Source organism: Shinella sp. HZN7, assembly GCF_001652565.1.
In the GTDB taxonomy this organism is placed as follows: domain Bacteria; phylum Pseudomonadota; class Alphaproteobacteria; order Rhizobiales; family Rhizobiaceae; genus Shinella; species Shinella granuli.
On record NZ_CP015736.1, the window covers coordinates 2,293,745 to 2,316,986 of the forward strand.

Consider the following 23,242-nt stretch of genomic DNA (forward strand, 5'->3'; position numbering starts at 1 on the left):
TTCCACCGACCGCTACGCACCCGCGCCGGGCGTGCCTTCTGCGGCCAGCGGATCGATGCGCCGCCAGCTCTCGTCGAGCTGGTTGCGGAACCAGGTCATCTGGCGCTTGGCATATTGCCGCGTCGCCGCTGCGCCACGCTCGACAACCTCCGCCGCACTCATCGTCCCGGCCAGCATCGCCGTGATCTGCGGCACGCCGATCGCCTTCATGACGGGCATGGCGGGGGAAAGATCGAGCGCCAGCAGCGCCTGCACCTCCTCCACCGCGCCGGATGCCAGCATGTCTGCGAAACGCCGGTCGATGCGGGCGGCAAGCACTGCCCGGTCCGGCAGGACGACGATCTTCTCCGCCCGGTCCGCATCGATGACGGCCGGTCCTGTCGCCGCCTGGAAGGCCGAGATCGACTGCCCCGTCGCCTCCAGCACCTCCAGCGCCCGCACGATGCGCTGGCCGTCGCCCGGCTTCAGGCGCGCCGCCGTCTGCGGATCGCGCGCCTCCAGATCACGGTAGAGGGCTTCGGCCCCCTCGTCCGAGAGCCGGCCGCGCAGGTGGGCGCGGACAGCCTCTGGTATGGCGGGCATGTCGGAGAGCCCGCCCGTCAGCGCGCGGAAATAGAGCCCCGTGCCGCCGACGAAGACAGGCAGTTTTTTCCGCTGCCGCAATTCCGCGACAACCGCCGCCGCCTCGCGCAGCCAGTCGCCGGTGGAATAGGCCGCGCCGGCCGGCACGTGGCCGTAGAGCCGGTGCTCGATGCCGGCCATATCCGCCGGCTGCGGGCGGGCGGTGAGCAGGTTCAGCGTGTCGTAGACCTGCATGCTGTCGGCGTTCACCACCACGCCATCGTGCTCGGCCGCCAGCCGTACGGCGAGCGCGGACTTGCCGCTGGCCGTCGGGCCCGTTATCAGGATCGCGTCCCGCTTTCGATCAAGGTTTCTCATCATGGCTTTCGTTGCCACGCTTGTCGCCAATCCGTCAAATCCCGTCCTGACGCCCAGCCTTGCCGAAAAGGCCGCCGATGCGGTCAACGCATCCGGGCTTTACTGGCTTGCCGACGGCGTCGCCTGCGACATCGCGCTGCGCGACGGCAGCGACCTTGGCGCCGCTGAGGCCGCAATCCGCGCCGTCATCGGCGGCGAGCCGGTCGATCTTGCCATCCAGGAAGCGGAAACGCGGCGCAAGAAACTGCTGATCGCCGACATGGATTCGACGATGATCGGCCAGGAATGCATCGACGAACTGGCCGCCGAAGTCGGCCTCAAGGACAAGGTCGCGGCGATCACCGCGCGCGCCATGAACGGCGAGATCGCCTTCGAGCCCGCGCTTCGCGAGCGCGTCGCCCTTCTCAAGGGGCTCCCGGTCTCCGTCATCGACGAGGTCATCGAAAAGCGCATCACGCTGACGCCGGGCGGACGCGAACTGATCGCGACGATGAAGGCGAAGGGGTATTATACCGCCCTCGTCTCCGGCGGCTTCACCGTGTTCACGAGCCGCATCGCCGCCATGCTCGGCTTCGACGAGAACCGCGCCAACCTGCTGCTCGACGCCGACGGCAAGCTCACCGGCGCGGTCGCCGAGCCGATCCTCGGCAAGCAGGCCAAGGTCGACGCCCTCACCGAGATTTCCGAACGGCTCGGCATCTCGCCGGACGAAGCCATGGCCGTCGGCGACGGCGCCAACGACCTCGGCATGCTGCACCTGTCGGGCGCCGGCGTCGCGCTGCACGCCAAGCCGGCCGTCGCGGCGGAGGCGAAGATCCGCATCGACCACGGCGACCTCACCGCCCTGCTCTACCTCCAGGGCTACCGCAGATCCGATTTCGTGACCGGCTGATGCCCATCGCCACGACCAGGCGCCTGACGCTCCGGAACTGGGAGGAAAAGGACCGGGACCTCTTCCACGAGATCAATTCCGATCCCGTGGTGATGGAATTCTTCCCGTTCCTGCGCACGCGCGCCCAGTCCGACGAGCTCTTCGAGCGCATCCGCGGCATCATCGCCGAGACCGGCCTCGGCTTCTACGCGCTCGCCGAGCGGGAAAGCGACCTCGCCCTCGGCTTCTGCGGCCTCTCGCGCACGACGGAGCGGCTGGAACCTCACCTGCCGGCCGGCACGGTGGAGATCGGCTGGCGGCTGGCGCGGCGCCATTGGGGCCGGGGCTACGTCACCGAGGCCGCCGAACGGCTGCTCGCCTTCGGCTTCGAGGAGAAAGGCCTCGCCGAGATCGTCTCCTTCGCCGTCGCTGGCAACACGCGCTCCGTCGCTGTCATGCAGCACATCGGCATGCGCGCCGTACCGGAGCGGAATTTCGACATGCCAGGCCTCGACGACCCCACCCTTCGCCCGCATGTGCTCTACGCGCTGGATCGCGCCGGCTGGCAGCGCCGCTGAGAGAAATCCCCTCATCCGGCCCTTTCGGCGACCTTCTTCCCGACGGAGAGAAGGAAAAGGAGACGCCGGCGATCTCCCTCCGACGGGAGGAAGGTGCCGGCAGGCGGATGGCGGGCTTTTCATGCAGCCCCCATAAAACGACCGCTGAAGCAATACTCCAGCGGCCCGATTCCATCTCGCAGCTTTCGCCCGCAAGCCCCTGAAGGGACTCGCCTTAATCGATGCGCACGGTGATGTAGCGCAGCGCCCCCGTGCGGTTGGCGATCATCATCAGCGCGTTGCGGCGGTCTTCCGACTTCAGCTTGGCGATGCGGCTCTTGACCTCCTCCGCCGTCGTCACCGCCTCCTGGCCGATCTCGACGATCACGTCGCCGGGCACGATGCCGCGCTCGGCGGCGGCCGAATCGGGCGCCACCTCGGTGATGACGACGCCCTTGACGCTTTCGACGATCTCGAAGGTCTTGCGCGCCTCTTCCCCGAGGTCGCTGATGCCCATGCCGAGCACCCTGTCGACCTTGCTGGGCTGGGCTTCGCCGGTCTCGGGCGTCGTGCCCTCGTCCGGCGTGTCCTCGCCCTCGGTCACCTCGTCGTCGTCAGCCTGCTTCTCGCCGTCCTCGAGGCGGCCGAGCGTGACCTTGATGGTCATCTCCTTGCCGTCGCGCAGCAGCACGACGTCGACGGCCTTGCCGACCGGGCTTTCGGCGACGACGCGCGGCAGGTCGCGCATCTCGTCGACATCCTTGCCGTCGAAGCGGATGATGACGTCGCCGGTCATGATCGAGCCGTTGTCGACCGGGCCGCCCTTGATGATGCCGGCGACGAGCGCGCCCTTGGCCTCGCTCATGCCGATGCTTTCGGCGATGTCGTCGGTGACCGGCTGGATGCGCACGCCGAGCCAGCCGCGCCGCGTCTCGCCGAAATCGCGCAATTGCAGGAAGATGTTCTGCGCGAGCTCCGTCGGCACGGAGAAGCCGATGCCGATCGACCCGCCGGAGGGCGAGATGATCGCCGTGTTGATGCCGATGACCTCGCCCTTCATGTTGAACAGCGGGCCGCCGGAATTGCCGCGGTTGATGGCCGCGTCCGTCTGGATGAAGTTGTCGTAGGGACCGGCATTGATGTTGCGCCCGCGCGCCGAGATGATGCCGACCGTCACCGAGCCGCCGAGGCCGAACGGGTTGCCGATCGCCATCACCCAGTCGCCGATGCGCATGGTGCGCGAATCGCCGAAGGGCACCGCCTTCAGCGGCGCCTTCGGCTCGACCTTCAGGAGCGCAAGATCTGTCTTCGGATCGGTGCCGACGAGCTTCGCCTTCAGCTTGGAGCCGTTGGCGAAGTTCACCTCGATGTCGTCCGCGCCCTCGATGACATGGTTGTTGGTGGCGATGTAACCCGTGGGATCGATGACGAAGCCGGAGCCGAGCGAATTGACGGTCTGGCCCTGGTTGCCGCCTTCGCCGCCCTCGCCCTTGAAGAACTCGTCGAAGAAATCCTGGAAGGGCGAGCCTTCAGGCACTTGCGGAACGGGCGCCTTGTCATCGCTCTTGACGTTCTGCGAGGTGGAGATGTTCACCACGGCGTCGAGCAGGCTTTCGGCGAGGTCGGCAACCGATTCCGGGCCGTTCGGCTGGACCTGCGCCGCCGCCGGGACGACGAACGGTCCCCCCGCGACCAGCGAAAAACTCACCGCGAGCGCGAGTGCCGCATGGGCAACGCTGGACCTCATCTTCAAAGCCATGGTCGGCATCCTCTTTCGTCTGGATTGTCGCGGCGAGTGTTTGCCCCGGATACGGCAAAAATCAGTCCGCCGCGCTGAAATCATGTGAAGTCTTGCCCGTCTTCGCGGGCAGCCGCAAGGGCCGCGTTCACGCGCCGCGGACGAACCACACCATGGCGACGCCGAGCGCCACGGCAACGAGCCCGGAGGCACGCAGCTGGCTTTCCGGAATCTGCGGCAGCATTTCCGCCATGCGCTTCAAAATCGAAGGGGCCAGTGCGTACACCAGCCCCTCGATGATCAGGAAGAACGCGATCCCCGTCAGGAAATCGGACATGGCGTTCTCAGTCTGCGGTCGACGGCGTCGTCGTCGTGCCGGTGCCCGTTGCCGCACCCGAGGTTGCGGGCGCCGTGCCGGCGGCGTCCTCGAAGTAACGGAAGAACTCCGACTGCGGCGACAGCACCAACGTGGTGTCGGACGCGGTCATCGAGGTCCGGTAGGCGCTCATCGACCGGTAGAAGTCGAAGAAGGCCGGATCCTGCGAGAAGGCTTCGCCGAAGACGCGGTTGCGCTCGCCTTCACCCTCACCTCTGAGGATTTCCGAATCGCGCTGTGCGGCCGCGAGGAACTCGACGACCTGGCGATCCGCGATGGCGCGGCGGCGCTGGCCGGCCTCGTTGCCGCGCGCGCGGATGAGTTCGGCTTCGGCAAGGCGCTCGGCCTTCATGCGCTCGAAGGTCTGTTGCGAGACTTCCTGCGTGAGATCCGTCCGGCGGATACGCACGTCGGAGATCGTGAGACCGAGGTTCGACGCGTCGTTCGTCAGCTCGCCGCGCACTTCGCGCATCATCGACGCGCGCTCTTCGGACAGGGCGGATTCGAAGCCGCGCAGACCGTAGACGCGGCGCAGAGCCGCATCGAGACGGGTGCGCAGGCGCGCTTCGGCCGATTCCCGGTCGCCCGAGACGGCCTCGCGGAAGCGGCGGGCATCCGTGATCTTGTAGACCACGAAGGCATCGACCTCGTAGAACTTGCCGCCCGAGACCTGGACGCGGATGTCGTCGAGATCGAAGCGCAGCGCCTGGTCCTGGATGTACTGCACGCTGTCGGCATCCATGAAGCCGAAGGGCAGCTTGAAGTAGAGGCCCGGCTCGGACTTGACGTCCTGGATCTGGCCGAAGCGGATGACGATCGCCTGCTGGCGCTCGTTGACGACGAACACCGAGGAATAGGCGATGAAGAGAAGAACGCCGACGGCGATCAGAATGGTCGGTATCCGGTTGCCCATTACTGCGTGCCTCCTACGCTCTGCTGCTGCTGGGTCGCGTCACGGCCCAGTTCGTGCAGCGGCAGGAAGGGAACGACACCCTGTCCGCCCTGCTTCTCGTCGATGATGACCTTCTTGGAGTTCTTCATCACGCCTTCCATCGTTTCGAGGAAGAGACGCTTGCGGGTGACGTCGGGAGCGACCTTGTACTGTTCGTAGATAGACAGGAAGCGGGCTGCTTCACCTTCGGCTTCCTTGACGACGCGGTCCTTGTAGGCGGCCGCCTCTTCGCGGACCTGCGCGGCCTGACCGCGGGCAAGACCGAGCTTCTGGTTGGCATACTGGTTGGCTTCTTCGAGGAAACGGTCCTCGTCCTGCTCGGCGCGCTGCACCTCGTCGAAGGCATCGGCCACTTCGCGCGGCGGGGCCGCGTCCTCGATCGCGACGGTGTTGATCGAGATGCCGGAGCCATAGGCGTCCATGGTCGCCTGGATCGTCGTCTTCACCCCTTCCGCGATCGCCTGACGGTTGTCGCGGAAAATGTCCTGGGCGGGACGGCGGCCGACGACCTCGCGCATGGCGCTTTCGGCAACCTGCTGCAGCGTCTCGGCAGGATATTCGAGGTTGAAGAGGTAGGCCTGCGGATCCGTGACCGAGTAGAGCACCGAGAACTGCACGTTGACGATGTTCTGGTCGCCCGTCAGCATCAGGCCGGAGCTGTCGGAACTGGAAGCGGCCGTGCGGCGGCCGATATTCTGCTGCTGCTCGGTGATCTTCACGAGTTCGACGGTTTCCAGCGGCCAGAGGTGGAAATGCAGGCCGGGCATGGAGACTTCCTGCTTCGGCTTGCCGAAGCGCAGCTCGACGCCGCGCTCGTCCGGCTGGACGGTGTAGATGGAGTTCATCAGCCAGAAGACGCCGACGAGAAGCAGCGCGATGACCACGACGCCGCCGTTGATGCCGCCAGGCATGACGTTCTTCAGCTGGTCCTGGCCGCGCCGGATGATGTCCTCAAGGTCGGGCGGCCCGCCATTGCCGCCGCCGCCGCGGGGGCGGTTCGGTCCCTGCCCCCATGGCCCCTGATTGTTTCCGCCGCCGCCGCCCCAAGGGCCGCCGCCGCCGTTCTGATTGCTCCAGGGCATCAATACCTCTTTCTTTTTATCCCTACGTGCCGCATTTCGCGGAGTGTTTCACCGCGCAACGCGAGGTGAACCCGTTATAGGTATCCCTCCGGCACCTTTCAACAAATCCGCGTGTGCTTGCGGGCTTGTGCGGCAAAATAGTTCGTGATCGGGGCCTATGCGGCCGCTTTTCGGCGCCAGGTGACGAAATGCATGGCGTGGCTGTCCTTCTCGCCCTGCGGAATGGGCTCTTCCGCCACCTTCTCGAAGATGGCCGGATCGATGTCGGGAAAGCGCGTATCGCCCTCCACCTCCGCCTCCACACGGGTGACGTGCAGGATATCCGCCCGGTCGAAGGCCTGGGCATAGATCTGCCCGCCGCCGATGACGCAGACCTCGTCGACCCCGAGTTTTTCCGCCTCGCGGCGGGCGGCATCCAGTCCCTCGTCGAGCGAGGAGACGACCGCGGCACCGTGCGCGGAAAACGTCGTGTCGCGGGTGATGACGATGTTCGGCCGGCCGGGCAGCGGCTTGCCGATCGAATCCCAGGTCTTCCGCCCCATCAGCACCGGCTTGCCGAGCGTCAGTTGCTTGAAGCGCTTGAGGTCCGACGGCAGGTGCCACGGCAGGTCGCCGTCGCGGCCGATGACGCCGTTCCGGGCGACGGCCACGACGAGGACGATCTTGGCTTCAGTCATGCGGATACCCGAAAATCAGACGGCGATGGGTGCCTTGATGGTTGAATCGGCTTCGTAGCCGATCAGGGTGAAGTCCTCGAACTTGAAGGAGAAAAGGTCCTTCACATCGGGGTTGAGCTTCATGAAGGGCAAGGGCTTCGGGCGGCGCGTCAACTGGGTGCGCACCTGCTCGAAATGGTTGGAATAGATATGCGCGTCGCCGAGCGTGTGCACGAAATCGCCCGGCTGCAGGCCGGTCGCCTGCGCCACCATCATGGTCAGCAGCGCATAGGAGGCGATGTTGAAGGGCACGCCGAGGAAGATGTCGGCGGAACGCTGGTAGAGCTGGCAGGAGAGCTTTCCGTCCGCCACGTAGAACTGGAACAGGCAATGGCAGGGCGGCAGCGCCATCTCGTCGACCAGCGCCGGGTTCCAGGCCGAGACGATATGGCGGCGCGAATTCGGATTGCGCCTGATGCTGTCGAGGACGGCGACGATCTGGTCGAGATGGCGCCCGTCATGGGTCGGCCAGGAGCGCCACTGGTAGCCGTAGACCGGGCCAAGCTCGCCCTCGGCATCGGCCCATTCGTCCCAGATGGTCACGCCGTTCTCGTGGAGATAGGCGATGTTGGTGTCGCCCTTCAGGAACCACAGGAGTTCATGGATGATCGAGCGCAGGTGCAGCTTCTTGGTGGTCAGAACCGGAAAGCCTTCCGAAAGGTCGAAGCGCATCTGGTAACCGAAGACGCCGCGCGTGCCCGTACCGGTCCGGTCGCCGCGGTCGGTGCCGTTTTCCATGACATGGGCGAGAAGGTCGAGATATTGCTGCATGGTCGCCGCCGATTCGTTGTCCAGCGTAAGATACTAGAGCGGTAACGGCGGCGGCCAAAGCGTGAAATCGGGTTGTCCCGGTTTTCCTCAGGCGAGCGCGCCGAGCGTGCCGAGCTCCTTGGCCGTCAGATAGTAGAAGGTGACGCGCGATTTCGTGCGGTCGTCGGCCATGGTCTTGCAGACGGCCTCCACCGCCTTGTCGGCGGCCTCGCCCGTGATGCCGAACTTCTTGGCGCACCACTTTTCCTTGACGCGGTTCAGCTCTTCCGGGTCCGAGCAGGAGACGAGCGAGGAGTCGCGGTTGCGCAGCGCGATGCCGAGATGACTCACGATCTTCTTGACGATGGCCTCGTCCGCACCGCTGTCATACTTGCGGACGTCTGCGAGATAGTCGGTCATGGTATCCCCTCTCCGATTGCCCGGCCGCCGCCCTCATGACGGACCTGCCGCGCCGCCATGTTTTTCATGCGGCCTCGGCAAGTCAAGCGCTAATAAAGCACGACCGGAAGCCGCCGGCTTGCGCAAGCTCCGCCCGCCTGGGTTACAACGGGCAACATTTTTGCACTTTCTGAAGGAATTTCCGCTACAGCTATCCGGCGAAAAGCCCGATGGACCAATCCGCAGCGAGCACCCCCGCATGTGAGACACACTGACGACTATTCCGATCGCTTCCGGCTCGTCTATGCCACGGCCTCGCTCGCCGCGGGCGTGCTGACGGCCGGCTGGGGCGTCGTCTTCGCGGCGATGCAGGAATGGTCGATGGTCGCCATGGATATCGCGCTGGTCACCGTCGCCGTCGCGAGCTTCGTGCTCGTCCGCCGCCGCCAGTTGACCGCCGCCATCCTCTTCTCCCAGGTCGCCTTCCTCGTCATCATCGCCGCCTTCTGCCTGCTGTTCGATGTGCCGAACGATGTCGCCCCGCGGGTCTCGCATCTCTTCCTGCTCGTGCTGGCGATGATCGGCTACATCAACTACCAGCAACGCCCCTCGCGCCGGCAGATGGCCATCGTCGCGCTCTCGCTCGCCGCCTTCGTCGTCTTCGCCAGCACGCAGCTCGCCCTGCCCTTCGCCCGGCCGATCTCCGATGATTTCCGCTTCGTCGGCGCATGGGTCAACGTGACGATCGCGGTCGCCATGCTGTGCGGCTGCCTCTACATGATGCGGCAGGAATTCGCCCGCAATCTCGGCCGGGAGCGCGACATCGCCGCCGCGCTGAAGAACCGCGAGTTCGAGCTCTTCTACCAGCCGCAGGTGGACCAGGCGGGCGCGGTCACCGGTGCGGAGGCGCTGCTGCGCTGGCGGCGGCCGGACGGCAGCTTCGTCTCGCCCGGCGACTTCATCCCCGTCGCCGAGCAGGCCGGCCTGATGCCCGCCATCGGCGACTGGGTGCTGAACGAGGCGCTCAAGACGCTGTCCTTCTGGCAGCAGGATGACGGAACGCGCCATCTGAGGCTCGCGGTCAATGTCAGCGCCGACCAGTTCATGAAGGCCGATTTCGCCGACGCCGTGCTCGCCCGGATCCGCGCGCAGGACATCGACCCCGCACGCCTCAAGCTGGAACTGACCGAAAGCATGATGGCGAACGATGTCGACGCCATCGCGGAAAAGATGGGCGTGCTGCGTGCGGCCGGCCTCACCCTCTCGCTCGACGATTTCGGCACCGGCTATTCCTCGCTCAGCCACCTGCGCCGCCTGCCGATCCAGGAGATCAAGATCGACCGCTCCTTCGTCAAGGATGCGCCGGAGAGCAAGCGCAACCACCTGCTCCTGAAGAGCATCTTCGACATCGCCCGCACGCTCGACCTTGCCGTCGTCGCCGAAGGCATCGAGACGAAGGAACAGTTCCTGCTCCTGCAATCCTTCGGCGGCATGGCCTTCCAGGGTTTCTATTTCGGCCGCCCCGTGCCGCTGGCCGACTTCCAGACGCAATGGGCCGCGGAAACCCCGCCGCCGCTCGCCGAAACCGCCTGAACCTGAAAACTTTGCCAAATCCCTGTCACAAAGCCCTTTTCTTGGGAGCAGAGAGCGCCTATATGAAGGGTGCTGCCTCGGCAGCTATGGCAATAAACGGGCGGTGTAATAAACCCATTGGACCCGGGGGCGGTACCCGGCGCCTCCACCAAAAACCGGTCTTGAAGCGGACCGGCTTTTGATGGGGGCGAAATAGGATCGACAAGGGCGTAAAGATCGACTTTTTGCTCGGCATTGTACCACCGTTATCGGGCTAAACTTGTAGTTGCAAACGACAACTATGCGGAAGCTCGTCTCGCTGCCTAATGGCGGTGTGACACTTCACTCAAAGTCCTGACGGGTCGCACCGGCAGGCGGGGTCCGAAGGCACCTGGCAACAGAAGCCTTCACCTTCTCCAATCTCTTGAAATGGTCTATAGCTGTGCCAGATGACTCGTGCCGGAAGGTGTGAGTAGACAAGCAATGCCTGAACACAAAGGCTGGAAGAAAGACAGGAACGGATGGCGCAAGACCACATTCGCTACGACATTCTCGCCCAGGACGCGCTGCGCAGCGTCATCCGCAAGGTTTTGTCCGAGGTCGCCGTCACCGGGCACCTGCCGGGCGAGCACCACTTCTTCATCACCTTCCTCACCAACGCCCCCGGCGTGCGCATCTCGCAGCACCTGAAGGCGAAATATGCCGAGCAGATGACCATCGTCATCCAGCACCAGTTCTGGGATCTCAAGGTCACCGAGAGCCTGTTCGAGATCGGCCTTTCCTTCTCCGACACGCCGGAAAAGCTCGTCATCCCGTTCAACGCCATCCGCGGCTTCTATGACCCGTCGGTAAGCTTCGAGCTGGAATTCGACGTGCCGGCCGTCGAGGAAGACGAACACTCCGCCGAGATCACCGCCTATCCCGCCGTGGCGGAAAAGACCGAGGAAACCACCGAGGATCCGGCACCGCCGACCGGTGGCGACGACAACAACAAGGGTGGTGGTTCCGTCGTCTCGCTCGATTCCTTCCGCAAGAAGAACTGAGGCCGCGCGATGAGCGGCGACGTCGTCAATCTCCGTCAGGTCCGCAAGCAGAAGGCCCGCTCCGAAAAGGAGAAGCAGGCCGAGCAGAACCGCATAAGCTTCGGCCGCACCAAGGCGGAGAAGGCATTGACGCGCGCGCTGAACGACAAGGCGCAGAAGGCGTTCGAACAGGGCCACTTGGAACGGCCGGAAGACGGCCCCAAGGACGGCAAAGACTGATCTTTCAAGCCCCTGCCGGCAGGAGCGGAATCGATTTCAAAGAGCGTTCCGGCGTTTCTCGGGTCAGAGAGCGCCCCTTGGCTCCCGCGCTTTCGAGCACGCAACAGCCGTGCTCTGCTGGAATGGCTCCAACCGGACGGCGGTGTGTGCAGGGATGGCCATGATCCGAAAATATTCGACCACCCTGCACGGCCACCGCACGAGCTTCTCGCTCGAACCCGCCTTTCATGACGAACTGAAGGCCATTGCCGGCGAGCGCGGCCTGCCGCTCGCCGCCCTCATCCGCGACATCGACGACACGAGGGGTGTCGAGGGCAACCTGTCCTCGGCCCTTCGGCTGCATGTGCTGGACTGGCTGAAGCACAAGGCGGGGGGCGCGGCGTAGCGCAGAAGCCGCAAAAGCATCGTCGGCCGCCCTTTCCCGGGATTGGCGCGACCCGCCGGCTTCGCCCCCCTTTGCCGGAACGGCTCAGTTGACGCCCGGCAGCGTATCGAAATTCAGGTTCTGCCCGCTGTCGAGGGGCGGCAGTTCGCCGCCGCGCTCGACGCCCTCGCCCCGCAGTGCGGGCAGGCGGCGACGCTCGGCCTCTTCCTCGGCCCGGCGGGCTTCCTCCGCGGCACGCTGCTCGGCAAGGCGGCGGGCCTGTTCCTCGGCCGCCTGCAGGCGGCGCGCGTCGTCCGCGGCCTTGCGGCGGGCGCGCTCGGCCGCTTCGGCCGCCTCCCGCGCGGTCCGTTCCCGCTCGGCGCGATCGCGGGCCTCGGTGCGGCGGCGCTGTTCCTCCTCCATCTGCAGCCGCATCGCCTCGGCAAGTGCGGCCCGCGCCTCGGCGCGCGAACGATAGAGCGCCGCCTCGCGCCGCAGGCGCTGCTTTTCCAGCACATTGGCCTGCAGGGTTTCCACCCGGCGGCGCTCCGTCTCGAAGCGGCGCAGCGAGAGGTAGTTGGCAAGCGGCTGCACGTCGAGCGTCACGCCCGGCGCCTCCACGAGGCCGCGATAGTCGAGCACCACTTCGGGCTCCGCCCCCGCAAGCGCCTCCTCGCCGGCCGCATAGGTGACGGACAGACGGCCCGTCATCGCATCGCCGGCAAGATCGATATCCGCATCCCCGGAAAAGCCGGCCTTGCCGTCCCCGGCGGTCACGTTCTGGACGCGCAGCTTGCCGCCGGCAAGCGCGAAGGGCATGCGCACCGCGCCCAGCGCCGCCTCGCCCCTGAGGATCGCATCCGCCGCGAACCCGGCCACGCGCTCGGGCGTGATGTCGCCCTCGATGTCGTCCGCCGCCTTCAGCAGCGCCGGCAGCGCGCCCGTATCGAGCCCGCGCAGGGTGAGATCGGAGATCCGCGCCTCGCCCGAACCGCTGGCCCCCTCGACCATGGCGCGCACGCTTTTACCCGAGGCATCGACGGCCAGCGTCACATCCGCCTTGCCCGCGGCGACGGCGCCCTCGGGGCCGGCCCAGACGATCCTGGCGAGATCGACACCCGACAGTTCCGCCCGCGCCTCGAACAGACCGTTCTCCTCGGCATTGGCGACCTTGAGGCGTCCGGCCAGCCGGCCGCCCAGCCAGTCGCCCGCCATGTCGGTCAGCGTCAGCTCGCCGCCCTTCCAGACGAGGTTGCCCGAAAAACCCTCAACCGCGCCGTAAAGGCCCGGCCAGAACGAACCGGCCTCCAGCGCGACGGATAGATCGGCTGCATCCTGAAGCGGCTGCACGAGCGGCGCCGCATTCAGCCCGCCTTCGAGGAGATCCGTCACCGGCCCGGCGACGGCCTCGGCGAGGAAGGCGAAGTCGACCGTATCGAAACGCAGCGCGCCCGTGCCCTTGAGCGTCGGCGCCGTGCGGTCGAGCGTCAGGCGGCCGGAAAAGGCGTTGCGGTCGGCCTCCCCTGCAATGTCGGTGATCGTGATCGCCTCGGCGCTCGTGGCGACGGACGCCTGCAGCGCAAGCGGCAGGCCCGCGCCGGCCTGCGGCACGGCGATGCCGTTCATCATCAGATAGGGCTCGATGTCGTCGCTTTTCGCCGAAAGCGCGAGCGTACCGGCGGGGAAATCGGCGGCGTTGAGCGCAGCGGTGCCCTTGACGGAGATCGTCGTGCTGCCGGCGTTGAAGGCCGCCGAGACATCGGCCGGGCCGTCCTCCGGCTGCTTCACGCGGAAGGTGACGCTGCCGTCGGGGTCCGCATCGAAGGGCAGCGGGTCGAGCCCGACCTGTCCGGCCAGCACGACCGACTGCGGATTGAAGATGCTGCCCTCGATCTCGAAATTGCGCCCCTCCAGCAGATCGACGGGCGTTGCGGCCGAGAGCTTCATCTCGACCCGCCCGTCATTGACGGGACCGCTGAGCGTCAGCGTCGCCGGATTTCCCGCCTCGCCGGAAAAGGCCAGCCGGACGGCAAGGTCCGCATCGTCATAGTAGCCGGCATTGGCGAGGAAACGGGCAAGCACCGGATGGGCCGGCAGGTGCCGCGCCAGGAGCTCGGCCACCGGGCGCATCGCGGCCGCCTTCACCCTCATGTCGAGCCCGGCGCTCGGCGCCAGAAGAGAGCCGCCGAGCGTGCCGCTGGCCGAAAGCGCCGCACCGTCCAGCGAGGCGATGTTCAGGCGGCTCAACGTCATGAGGCCGTCCTTGACGGACAGCGCCGCATTGACGCCGGACGCGCTCTCGCCGAAGGCGAGGAAATGGTCGGCCTTGATGTCGAGCGCGATCGAATGCTCCAGCACGGCCGAAAGCGAGGCATCGCCCGCCACGAGGCCGACAAGCGCCTGGAGCGATTCCAGCGCGATCTCGTTGCCGCGCAGTTGCAGCGACAGGGTGGGCACGGCATCCGCGCGCGATTCGCGCTCCATGCGGCCGAGCAGCGAGGCGGCGCCGATGGCGATTTCGAGATTTTCGAAGCGTTGCAGCTCTTCGGTCAGGTTCACCTCGGCGGAAAAACCGGCCGTCTTGAGCTTGCGGATTTCCGGATCGACGGATCCGGCAAGCCAGGTCGCCAGTCCCGAGGGCTGGTTCGAGGCGACCAGCAGGTCGCCGACGAAGCCGCGGTTCTCCTTGAGCCGCAGCCGGCCCTTGGCCTCCAGCGTGGTGCGGCCGGGCAGAATCGCATCCGCCCGGTCGATCCGCCAGCCCTCGCCGTCCGGCTTCACGTCGAGGCGCACCTCGCGCACCGTCGTGTCGCCGACCACCACGGCCGGCAGGAACAGGCTGGCGCGGCCCGGCACCTGCGGGATCGGGATGTCGGCGGCGATCGCCAGCAGCGCCTGGAGCCGCTGGCGCACGGAGACCTGCGGGTTGCGGCCGGTCTTGCCGCCCTCGCCGCTGTTGCCGATGCGCGAGACGTCGATCTGCTGGCCGTCGGCGATCAGGAGGAACTCCGGCGCGCGGCCGGTATCGAGCGTCGCCTCGCCGGTCACCACATAGGGGTCCTCGTGCGGGCCGGCTTCGAGGCGGTATTCCGGCACGCGGATGCGCTCGTTGGAAAGCTCGAATTTTCCCGCGACGCGGATCGGATCGGCCGGCCCCTCGCCCTTCGGCCGCGGCTTTTCCGAGACGGTGAAGTCGCCGTGATATTGCGGGCGGAAATCGACGACCTTCAGCGCACCGTCGAGATCGGCGGTGAAGGCGAGCCGGTCGGGCACGATGCGGGCGCGCAGGGAAAGCGCGCCGTTCTCCACCTGGCCGCTCGAAAGCTGGAAGGCGCCGCTCTCGCCATCGAGCGCCGCGCGCCCGTCGATGCGCCAAGGGCCGGCGAGCGACTTTGCCGAGACCTGCGCATCGAGGCCGGTGACATGGCGGGTGCGGCCGGTCTGCGCATCGACGAACTCGATCTCGCCGCCTGATATCGCGACATTTTCGAGGATGACGGTGCGGGCCGGGATATCGGACTTGCGGCCGCGCGCCCAGTCCAGCGTGCCGTCCTCGAAAAGCTTGATGCGCGCCTTCGGCTCCTCGATGCGCATGTCGAAGATCAGCGCCTCGCCGGAGAGGAACGGCGCCAGCTCCGCATCCATGGAAAAGCGTGCGACCTCGACCAGCGGCTGCCCGTCGTCGGGCGCCCCGACCCGCACGTCGTTGAGCGTCACGGAGGGGAACGGGATCAGACGGGCATCGACGCTGCCATGCACCACGACGGTGCGGCCCATGATGCGGCTCGCCTCGCGCTCGAAATCCTGGCGGAAGCTGGTCCAGTCGACGAAGAGCGGCGCGAGCAGCGCCGCAAAGAGCGCCACGACCACCAAGCCGCCAACGAAGAGCATGATTCTCGAAAGCACGCCGCCTGCCTTGAATTTCGTTTCACCGCCTCAGGATAACGACTAATTGCCCGAGAGGGTCGAAAAAATCTTGCCGGGGTTCAGAATGTTGTCCGGGTCGAGCGCCTGCTTGATCTGCCGCATCAACTGGACCGTGCCGCCGAGCTCGCCCGGCAGGAAGCCCTGCTTGCCCTGGCCGATGCCGTGTTCGCCGGTGCAGGTGCCATCCATGGCGAGCGCCCGGGCATTGAGCCGGCCGACGAAGGCCTCCACCTCGGCGACATGCGCCGGGTCCTTGTCGTCGAAGACGAGGCTGACATGGAAATTGCCGTCGCCGGCATGGCCGACGATCGGCGCCAGCAGCCCGTGCTCCTCGATATCCACTTCCGTTTCGGCCACGCAATCGGCAAGGCGGGAGATCGGCACGCAGACATCGGTCGCGATCGCCTCCCAGCCGGGCCGCAGCGCCTTGGCCGACCAGTAGACATTGTGCCGCGCCTTCCAGAGCTTCGCCCGTTCCTCCGCGTCCGCGCTCCACTGGAACGCCCCGCCGCCGCATTCGGCGGCGATCGCGCCGAACTCTTCCGACTGCAGGCGCACGCTCTCCTCGTTGCCGTGGAACTCCACGAAAAGCGTCGGCTGCTCCGGCAGCGTCAGGCCGGAATAGGCGTTGCAGGCCTTGATCTGCAGCGTGTTGACGAGCTCGATGCGGGCGACGGGAATGCCGAGCTGGATGGTCATGATGACGGCATTGCAGGCGTCCTTCAGCGTCGGGAAGCCGCAGATGCCGCCGGCGATGACCGCGGGGATGCCCTGGAGGCGCAGCGTGATCGAGGTCAGCACGCCGAGCGTTCCCTCGGCGCCGACGAAGAGCCGCGTCAGGTCGTAGCCGGCGGAGGATTTTCGTGCGCGGCGGGCGGTGCGGATCTCCTCGCCGGTGGCGGTGACGGCGGTCACGGCGAGCACATTGTCCTTCATCGTGCCGTAGCGCACCGCATTGGTGCCCGAGGCGCGCGTCGAGGTCATGCCGCCGATCGAGGCGTTCGCGCCGGGATCGATCGGGAAGAAGAGACCGGTATCGCGCAGGTAGACGTTCAGCTCCTCGCGCGTGATGCCGGGCTCGACGGTGCAGTCGAGGTCTTCGGCATTGACCTCAAGGACCCGCTTCATGTTGCTGAAATCGATGGAGATGCCGCCGTTCGGCGCGTTCACCTGCCCCTCCAGCGAGGAGCCCGTGCCGAAGGGGATGACCGGCACCTTCAGTTCGGCGCAGAGGGAGACGACGGCCTTCACCTCCTCGGCATTCTCGACGAAGACGACGCCGTCCGGCAACTGGGCGGGAATATAGGTGGTGGTGTGCGCATGCTGGGCGCGGATCGCCTCGCCCGTCTGGAACCGCGCGCCGAAGCGCCCGGCAAGCCGCGGCAGCGCCGCGGCGATGCCCTCCTCGTTGCGCGCGCCGCCCCTGATATCCGCCAAAGCCATCGTAAGGTCCTCAATTCCGTGAGGATTTACTCAGCAAATTGGCGGGCGGCTGTCCAGCCGCAATTGCGCGAAGGATAAAAGTCTTGGTAGCCCCTCATCCGGCCTGCCGACCACCTTCTCCCCGCAAGCGGGGCGAAGGGATATGCCGCACCGATTTCCCCAATTCCTCAACGTTTCGCAGGGGCAAGCCCCCTCTCCCCGCTTGCGGGGAGAGGGTTAGGGTGAGGGGCAATCGCCACAGGGGACAGCGCCGCCGGCCTTTACTCCGCCGCCTGCGGCAGGACTTCCGCCGGCGGCGGCAAGGCCTCGTCCTTGCGCCTACCGAGCGTCTCGGCATGGGCCAGCTCGGCGGCGAGGCGCTTCTCCTCGTCGGCATGCGGGCTGGTGAAGCCGGCGATGACCAGATAGGCGACGGGGGTCAGGTAGAGCGTGACGACGGTGGCAAGGCCGAGGCCGCCGACCAGCACCCAGCCGAGCGAGATGCGCGCCTCCGCGCCCGCCCCGCTGGCGAGGATCAGCGGCAGGGCGCCGACGACGGTGGCGATCATCGTCATCAGGACCGGGCGCAGGCGGATGTTCGAGGCATCCTCGATGGCGCTGCGGATATCCTGCCCGCGGTCGCGCAACTGGTTGGCGAATTCGACGATCAGGATGCCGTTCTTCGCCATGATGCCGACGAGCAGCACGAGCCCGATCTGGCTGTAGATGTTCAGCGTCGTGCCCGTAATGATCATCGCGAAGACCGCGCAGGCAAGCCCCAGCGGCACCGTCACCATGATGATGATCGCGCTGACGAAGCTCTCGAACTGCGCGGCGAGCACGAGGAAGATGATGGCGAGCGCGAAGCCGAAGGTGATGAAGAGCCCGTTGGAATTCTCCTGCAGCGTCGCCGCCTCGGCCATCGGCAATACGCGGGAGCCTTCCGGCAGCAGCGGCGCGGCCATCTCCTGAACCAGGGACAGCGCCTCGCCGAGCGCCAGGCCGTCCTTGAGGCCGGCCGACAGCGAGACGGCGCGCAACTGCTGTTCGCGCGAAAGCTGCGGGGCGACGGCCTTTTCCTCCAGCGAGGCGATGGACGACATGGGCACGATCTTGCCGTCGCCGGTCTTGAGGAAGATGTTCTCCAGGTCCATCGGGTCGTTGATCGGCTGCGTCGTCGAGGACAGCTTGACGGGATAGGCCTGCCCCTCGACATAGATGTCGACGACGCTCGTGCCTTCCAGCATGGCCTGCAGCGCCGCGGAAAGACCGGTGATGTCGATGCCGAGATCGGCGGCGCGCTCGCGGTCGACGCTTACGGAAAGCTGGGCCTGGTTGGCCTCGTAGTTCAGCCGCACGTTCTGGAAGCGGCCGCTGTCCTCGATCTGGCGCACGAGTTCGGCCGCCGCATTGCCGAGCTTGGTATAGTCGTTGCCGACCAGCGCGACCTGCAGGCCGTTGCCGGCGCCGCGGATGCCGAGGCTGTTCGGCTGCATGGCGAAGGCGCGCACCGAGGGCACGGAACCGACCGCCGCGTTGATGTCCTGCACGATCTCCTGCTGCGTGCGCTCGCGCTCGCCCCAGGGCGCCAGCGTCAACACCATGAAGCCGCTGTTCGTCGAGCCGCCCTGGCCGGAGATCGAGAATATGTTGACGATCTCGCCGTCCTCGTAGAGCGGGCGCAGCTTGTTCTCGATCAGCTTCATCTGGTCCTGCGCATATTCCAGCGACACGCCCTGCGGCGCGTTTACGCGCAGCATGACCATGGACCGGTCCTCGCTCGGCGTCAGCTCGGACTTGATGGTGAAGAAGGAGGTGGCGCCCGCCGCGGTGAAGATGAGCGCCACGACGAAGACGATGACGGGCGCACCGAGGCAGGCGTGCAGGGTCGAGCGGTAGAGGCGCGAGGCCGCGCCGCCGATGCGGGCGAGAAGGCCCGTATGCCCGTGCGTCATGTCCTTGGTCAGCATGCGCGAGGCGAGCATCGGGCAGAGCGTCAGCGCGACGAAGGAGGAGAGCAGGATGGCGAAGGCCAGCACGAAGCCGAATTCGCGGAAAAGCCGGCCCGCCTGCCCCGGCAGGAAGGAGAGCGGCACGAAGACGGCGGCAAGCGTCGCCGTCGTCGCGATGACGGCGAAGAACACTTCCAGCGTGCCGAGGATGGCGGCGGCGCGCGGTTTCAGGCCCTCGGCCCGGCGGCGCACGATATTTTCCAGCACCACGATGGCGTCGTCCACCACGAGGCCCGTCGCCAGCACGATGGCGAGCAAGGTCAGGATGTTGACGGAGAACCCGGCCATGTAGATGGCGGCGATCGTGCCGATGAGCGCGATCGGCATGCTGATCGTCGGGATCAGCGTCGCGCGCCAGTCGAGCAGGAAGAGATAGATGACGAGCGTGACGATCGACACCGCGACGATGAGCGCGATCTCCACCTCGTGGATCGCGCCCTCGATGAAGACGGCGTCGTCGCTGGTGATCTTGATCTCGGTGCCCTCGGGCAGGATGCTCCCGAACTGCGCCACCATCTGCTTCACGCCGGCCGAGATATCGAGCGTGTTGGACTGCGCCTGGCGGATGATGCCGAGGCCGATGCCCTGGCGGCCATTGGAACGCAGCGCGGTGGAGCCCTCGTCCGGGCCCATCGTCACCATGGCCACGTCGCCGATACGCACGCGGTTCTTCAGGATCAGGTTCTCGAAATCGGCGGGCGTCTTCAGGTCCGCCGTCGCGCGCACCGTGATGTCCTGGCTCTGGCTCTTCAGCGAGCCGGCGGGCACGTCGAAGGCGGCGGTCGCCAGCGCGTTGCGCAGGTCCGCGACCGTCAGGCCGCGCGCGGCGAGCTTCGACTGGTCGACATCGACGCGAAAGATCTTCTCCTGGTCGCCATAGGCGACGACGTCGGCGACGCCCTCGACGGAGGCGAGACGGTCGGTGATCTCGTTCTCGGCGAGCAGCGTCAGGTCTTCGAGCGAGAGCGTGTCGGAGGTCAGCGCCAGGCGCATGATCGGCTGGCTGTCCGCATCGGCCTTCACGACGCGCGGCTCGTCGGCACCGTCGGGAAGCTGGTTGGCCACGCGGCCGAGCGCGTCGCGCACGTCGTTGGCCGCCTGGTTGACGTCGGTCGTGTCGGAGAATTGCAGGGTGACGCGGCTGCGGCCGAAGGAAGAGGACGAGGAGATGTCCTTGATGCCCTGGACGCGCGAGACGGCGCCCTCGATCGCATCGGTCAGCTCGCGGTCGACGGTTTCCGGCGAGGCGCCGTCGAAGGTGGTCGAGACGCTGATGACCGGCTGGTCGACGGACGGCAGCTCGCGGATCTCCACGCCGTTGAAGGCGGCAAGGCCGGCGACGACGATCAGCGTGTTGAGCACGAGGGCGAAGATCGGCCGGCGGATGAAGAGCGCGGTGAACCCCGCCTTGCCGGAAGTGTCGAGCGCGTTCGTCTCCCCCGACATTACGACCCCTCCGTCACGGAGGAGGTCGTCTGCTGGTCGCGCTCCCGGGCGGCCGTGCGCACCGCGCCGCCCGGCCTCAGCGTCTGCACGCCCTCGGTGACGATCTGGTCGCCCTCGGCGATCTCGGCCTTCACCAGAACCTTGTCCGGGTTGCGCTGCACGATATGGACCGGCACGCGCTCGACCTTTTCGTCCTTCACGCGCCAGACATAGGAACCGTCGGCGCTCCACTGCACGGAAAGCGGATCGACGCTCGGATAGAGGTCGCCGGCAAAGCGCATGGTCACCTGGAAGGACATGCCCGCGCGCAGGAGATCCTCGGGATTGTCGATCTGGGCGCGCACGCGCAACGTCCGGCTCTCCTGGTCGATGCGGTTGTCGATCGCCTGCACCTCGCCGGTGAAGGTCTCGCCCGGCCGCGCGACCGCCGTCGCCGTCACGGCGCCGCCGACGCGCACGCTCGTCGCAAATCGCTCCGGCACCCAGAAATCGACGAGGATTTCCGAACGGTCGTCGATGCGGGCGATCGCCGACGACGTGGTGACGTAGTCGCCGCGATTGACGGAGATGATGCCGACGACGCCGCTATAGGGCGCGGTGATGTCCCGGCGGCGCAGCGTCAGCTCCGCGTTCTGCAAGGCGAGTTCGGCAGCCTGCAGCGCCGTCTGGGCGTCCTGCAGCTCGGCGGTGCTCATGGTGGATTTCAGGTTCTCGATGCGCGTCAGCTTCTGCCGGGCGCTGTCGCGCGCCACGCGCGCCTGGTCGGCGGCGATGCGCTGCTCGTCGCTGTCGAGGCGGGCGATCACCTGGCCCTGCTCCACCCGTTCGCCGGATTTCACCAGAACCTCCGTGAGGTTCCCGGTGGCATAGGGCGTCACGGTCACGGTGCGGATCGCCTCGCCGTCGCCGATGGCGTTCAGCCGGTCGTTGACGACGGACATGGCCACCTTCTTGGTGGCGACCAGTGCCGGCCCGCCGCCGAAGCCGCCGCGGCGGCCACCCTCGCGGCCGCCCTGCGCCTCGCCGTCGCCGGCCGGCGCGATGGCCGCCACGAGCGTGCCGGGCAGGCCCGTGGCCTCCAGCATGGCATTTGCCCCGGGCACGAAGCGACCCCAGAGCAAGACCCCCGCCGAAATGACGCCAAGGCTTATGAGGAGCTGTTTCCAAACCCGCATGCAATCTGTCTCCGAAGGAAGCGAACCGTCATCTGTTGCGGCGCGACTTAGGCCAAGTATCCCGCTTTGAAAATGAACGGGCAATGAAAGAATGCGTTCATTACGGAAATGTAAGGTTGTCGGCCCGCTCTGTTACCGAAATGTAAGAAAAGGCGGAGAAATCTTCCCTCGCCGCCCCTTCTGCGAGCATGCGCATGACTGGACGCTTCCTCCACTTGTGATAGCTTTTTCCCGGCCACAGCGGCCGAGCCCTATTTCAGTATTCTTTCATCAACGCATTGAACGACAGGGGGAATTCCATGTGTGACGCCTGTGTCATCGATACCGTCAAGAACCGCATGCTTTCGAGGAGGAGCTTTTTCCGCGCCGCCGCAGCGGGCGCTGCCACGGTCGCCGCCGCAAGTTCCGGCGCGCTCAGCCCGGCGCTCGCCCAGGCGCCGACGAAGGCAACGGACCTCACCCATGAACTCTACGAGGAATTTCCGACCTTTTTCGGAGAGCAGCAGTTCTGGCGCGAGCAGAAGTTCAACTACAAGGAACACAAGTTCAATCTCTTCGAACTGCGCGTGAACGAGCATACCGGCACCCATCTCGACGCACCGCTGCATTTCTCCGAGGACGGCAAATCGGTGGCGGAAATCCCGGTCTCCGATCTCGTCGTGCCGCTCGCCGTCATCGATATCAGGGAAAAGGCCGCCGCCAATGCCGATGCGCAACTGACGCCGGACGACATCAAGGCCTGGATCGCGGCCAATGGCGAGCTGCCGGAAAGGGCCTGCGTCGCGCTGCTGTCCGGCTGGGACAAGCATCTCGGCACAGACAAGTTCCGCAATGCCGATGGCGAGGGCAAGATGCACTTCCCCGGCTTCCATGTCGAAGCGGTGCAATACCTCGCGGAAAATTCGAGCGCGGTCGGCATCGCCGTCGATACGCTTTCGCTCGACTACGGCATTTCCCCGGATTTCGCGACGCACTATTCCTGGCTTGCCTCCGGCCATTGGGGGCTTGAGGCGGCCGCCAATCTGGATCAGCTTCCGGCCAGGGGCGCGACCCTCATCGTCGGCGCGCCCAAGGTGCGCGGCGGCACGGGCGGCCCGACCCGCGTCATCGCGCTGGCCTGATCCCCATCCGGCCGGCGGTTCCGCCGCCGGCCCTTCTCCCGGAGGAACCATGAGCACCGTCAAGCCCGCCGACGATCTGGAAGCCGACCCGCGCGTCAAGGCGGTGTTCGACGACATCCGCGCCACCCGCAAATCGGACTTCGTCAACAATATGTGGCGCTACCTCGCCTTCGACCCGGCGCTACTGGAGCGCACCTGGGCGGAGGTGAAGGCCGTCATGGCGACGCCCTCGGCGCTCGATCCGCTGGTCAAGGAAATGCTCTACATCGCCGTCTCGGTGACGAACGGCTGCAGCTACTGCGTCCATTCCCACACCGCCGCCGCGAAAGCCAAGGGCATGACGGATGCGCACCATGCCGAGCTGCTCGCCATCGTCTCGCTCGCCGGCAAGACGAACCAGCTCGCCACCGCCCTGCAGGTGCCCGTGGACGACGTCTTCGACGCCGACCGCCGAAAGCCCTGAACGGCGCCGCTTTCCACAATCTTCCGGCCAATCTTTTTCCCCGCGGAATAAAAGCAGAACGGAAAACTGGCCTTTCGGGACCGAATCACTACATTGAG

At 66.4% G+C, this 23,242-nt stretch carries 20 protein-coding genes and 1 other RNA gene; 9 read left to right on the top strand and 12 right to left on the bottom strand.

Translation table 11 applies throughout. The features are described 5' to 3' along the window. Window positions 1-12: 12 nt before the first annotated feature. Window positions 13-942, bottom strand: a complete 930-nt coding sequence (gene miaA / locus shn_RS11055; RefSeq protein WP_064330449.1) for a tRNA (adenosine(37)-N6)-dimethylallyltransferase MiaA — start codon at window positions 940-942, stop codon at window positions 13-15. Here miaA and serB point away from each other — a divergent pair. Continuing rightward, complete coding sequence (gene serB / locus shn_RS11060) at window positions 941-1,831, top strand: phosphoserine phosphatase SerB (RefSeq protein WP_064330450.1); 891 nt, start codon at window positions 941-943, stop codon at window positions 1,829-1,831. The genes miaA and serB overlap by 2 nt on opposite strands. Next, window positions 1,831-2,388 (top strand): GNAT family N-acetyltransferase, encoded by a 558-nt coding sequence (locus shn_RS11065; protein WP_064330451.1) that lies wholly within the window; start codon window positions 1,831-1,833, stop codon window positions 2,386-2,388. Before serB ends, shn_RS11065 begins: the two co-directional genes overlap by 1 nt. Window positions 2,389-2,602: 214 nt before the next feature. Here the strand turns inward: shn_RS11065 and shn_RS11070 are convergent, their stop codons facing one another. The 7 genes from shn_RS11070 to shn_RS11100 all read right to left on the bottom strand — a co-directional run bounded on the left by shn_RS11070 (window position 2,603) and on the right by shn_RS11100 (window position 8,401). Next, the gene (locus shn_RS11070) at window positions 2,603-4,126 is read right to left on the bottom strand and encodes a DegQ family serine endoprotease (protein WP_064332546.1); all 1,524 of its coding nucleotides are present in this window, start codon (window positions 4,124-4,126) and stop codon (window positions 2,603-2,605) included. Window positions 4,127-4,253: 127 nt separating this feature from the next. After that, a complete protein-coding gene (locus shn_RS11075) occupies window positions 4,254-4,442 on the bottom strand; it encodes a DUF2065 domain-containing protein (RefSeq protein ID WP_064330452.1) in 189 nt (62 codons plus the stop codon). Window positions 4,443-4,449: 7 nt separating this feature from the next. Next, window positions 4,450-5,394, bottom strand: coding sequence for a protease modulator HflC (gene hflC / locus shn_RS11080; protein ID WP_064330453.1), 945 nt, complete (start codon window positions 5,392-5,394; stop codon window positions 4,450-4,452). Beyond that, window positions 5,394-6,515, bottom strand: coding sequence for an FtsH protease activity modulator HflK (gene hflK, locus shn_RS11085; RefSeq protein WP_064330454.1), 1,122 nt, complete (start codon window positions 6,513-6,515; stop codon window positions 5,394-5,396). The genes hflC and hflK overlap by 1 nt, the downstream gene beginning before the upstream one ends. Before the next feature lie 155 nt (window positions 6,516-6,670). Beyond that, complete coding sequence (locus shn_RS11090) at window positions 6,671-7,192, bottom strand: dihydrofolate reductase (protein ID WP_064330455.1); 522 nt, start codon at window positions 7,190-7,192, stop codon at window positions 6,671-6,673. 15 nt (window positions 7,193-7,207) lie between these two features. Further along, window positions 7,208-8,002 carry a thymidylate synthase gene (locus tag shn_RS11095; RefSeq protein WP_064330456.1) on the bottom strand — a complete coding sequence of 265 codons (795 nt, stop codon included), beginning with the start codon at window positions 8,000-8,002 and terminating at the stop codon, window positions 7,208-7,210. An 87-nt stretch (window positions 8,003-8,089) separates the two neighbouring features. Then, window positions 8,090-8,401, bottom strand: coding sequence for a DUF2853 family protein (locus shn_RS11100; RefSeq protein ID WP_064330457.1), 312 nt, complete (start codon window positions 8,399-8,401; stop codon window positions 8,090-8,092). 240 nt (window positions 8,402-8,641) lie between these two features. Between shn_RS11100 and shn_RS11105 the strand changes: the two genes are divergently transcribed. From shn_RS11105 to shn_RS11125, 5 genes are all read left to right on the top strand, one after another. Beyond that, on the top strand, window positions 8,642-9,973 hold the full coding sequence (locus shn_RS11105; protein WP_064330458.1) for a bifunctional diguanylate cyclase/phosphodiesterase: 1,332 nt from the start codon (window positions 8,642-8,644) through the stop codon (window positions 9,971-9,973). A 32-nt stretch (window positions 9,974-10,005) separates the two neighbouring features. Continuing rightward, window positions 10,006-10,364: a transfer-messenger RNA gene (gene ssrA, locus shn_RS11110) on the top strand. Between the two features lie 109 nt (window positions 10,365-10,473). After that, entirely contained in the window at window positions 10,474-10,995 is a 522-nt protein-coding gene (locus tag shn_RS11115; RefSeq protein WP_064330459.1) for an SspB family protein, read from the top strand. Between the two features lie 9 nt (window positions 10,996-11,004). Then, complete coding sequence (locus shn_RS11120; protein ID WP_064330460.1) at window positions 11,005-11,214, top strand: DUF4169 family protein; 210 nt, start codon at window positions 11,005-11,007, stop codon at window positions 11,212-11,214. 160 nt (window positions 11,215-11,374) lie between these two features. Further along, complete coding sequence (locus shn_RS11125; protein WP_064332547.1) at window positions 11,375-11,599, top strand: ribbon-helix-helix domain-containing protein; 225 nt, start codon at window positions 11,375-11,377, stop codon at window positions 11,597-11,599. Between the two features lie 84 nt (window positions 11,600-11,683). Here shn_RS11125 and shn_RS11130 read toward each other — a convergent pair whose 3' ends face one another. The 4 genes from shn_RS11130 to shn_RS11145 all read right to left on the bottom strand — a co-directional run bounded on the left by shn_RS11130 (window position 11,684) and on the right by shn_RS11145 (window position 21,560). Continuing rightward, window positions 11,684-15,484, bottom strand: a complete 3,801-nt coding sequence (locus shn_RS11130) for an AsmA-like C-terminal region-containing protein (protein ID WP_064330461.1) — start codon at window positions 15,482-15,484, stop codon at window positions 11,684-11,686. Window positions 15,485-15,526: 42 nt separating this feature from the next. Continuing rightward, complete coding sequence (locus shn_RS11135; RefSeq protein WP_064330462.1) at window positions 15,527-16,948, bottom strand: FAD-binding oxidoreductase; 1,422 nt, start codon at window positions 16,946-16,948, stop codon at window positions 15,527-15,529. Between the two features lie 260 nt (window positions 16,949-17,208). Then, complete coding sequence (locus shn_RS11140; RefSeq protein ID WP_064330463.1) at window positions 17,209-20,385, bottom strand: efflux RND transporter permease subunit; 3,177 nt, start codon at window positions 20,383-20,385, stop codon at window positions 17,209-17,211. Continuing rightward, window positions 20,385-21,560, bottom strand: a complete 1,176-nt coding sequence (locus shn_RS11145; RefSeq protein WP_064330464.1) for an efflux RND transporter periplasmic adaptor subunit — start codon at window positions 21,558-21,560, stop codon at window positions 20,385-20,387. Before shn_RS11145 ends, shn_RS11140 begins: the two co-directional genes overlap by 1 nt. A 299-nt stretch (window positions 21,561-21,859) precedes the next feature. On the opposite strand from shn_RS11145, the gene shn_RS11150 reads away from it, so the two are divergent. Together shn_RS11150 and shn_RS11155 are read left to right on the top strand one after the other, a co-directional pair. Next, window positions 21,860-22,681, top strand: coding sequence for a cyclase family protein (locus shn_RS11150; RefSeq protein ID WP_064330465.1), 822 nt, complete (start codon window positions 21,860-21,862; stop codon window positions 22,679-22,681). Window positions 22,682-22,730: 49 nt separating this feature from the next. Next, window positions 22,731-23,144 carry a carboxymuconolactone decarboxylase family protein gene (locus shn_RS11155; protein ID WP_064330466.1) on the top strand — a complete coding sequence of 138 codons (414 nt, stop codon included), beginning with the start codon at window positions 22,731-22,733 and terminating at the stop codon, window positions 23,142-23,144. Window positions 23,145-23,242: the final 98 nt, after the last annotated feature.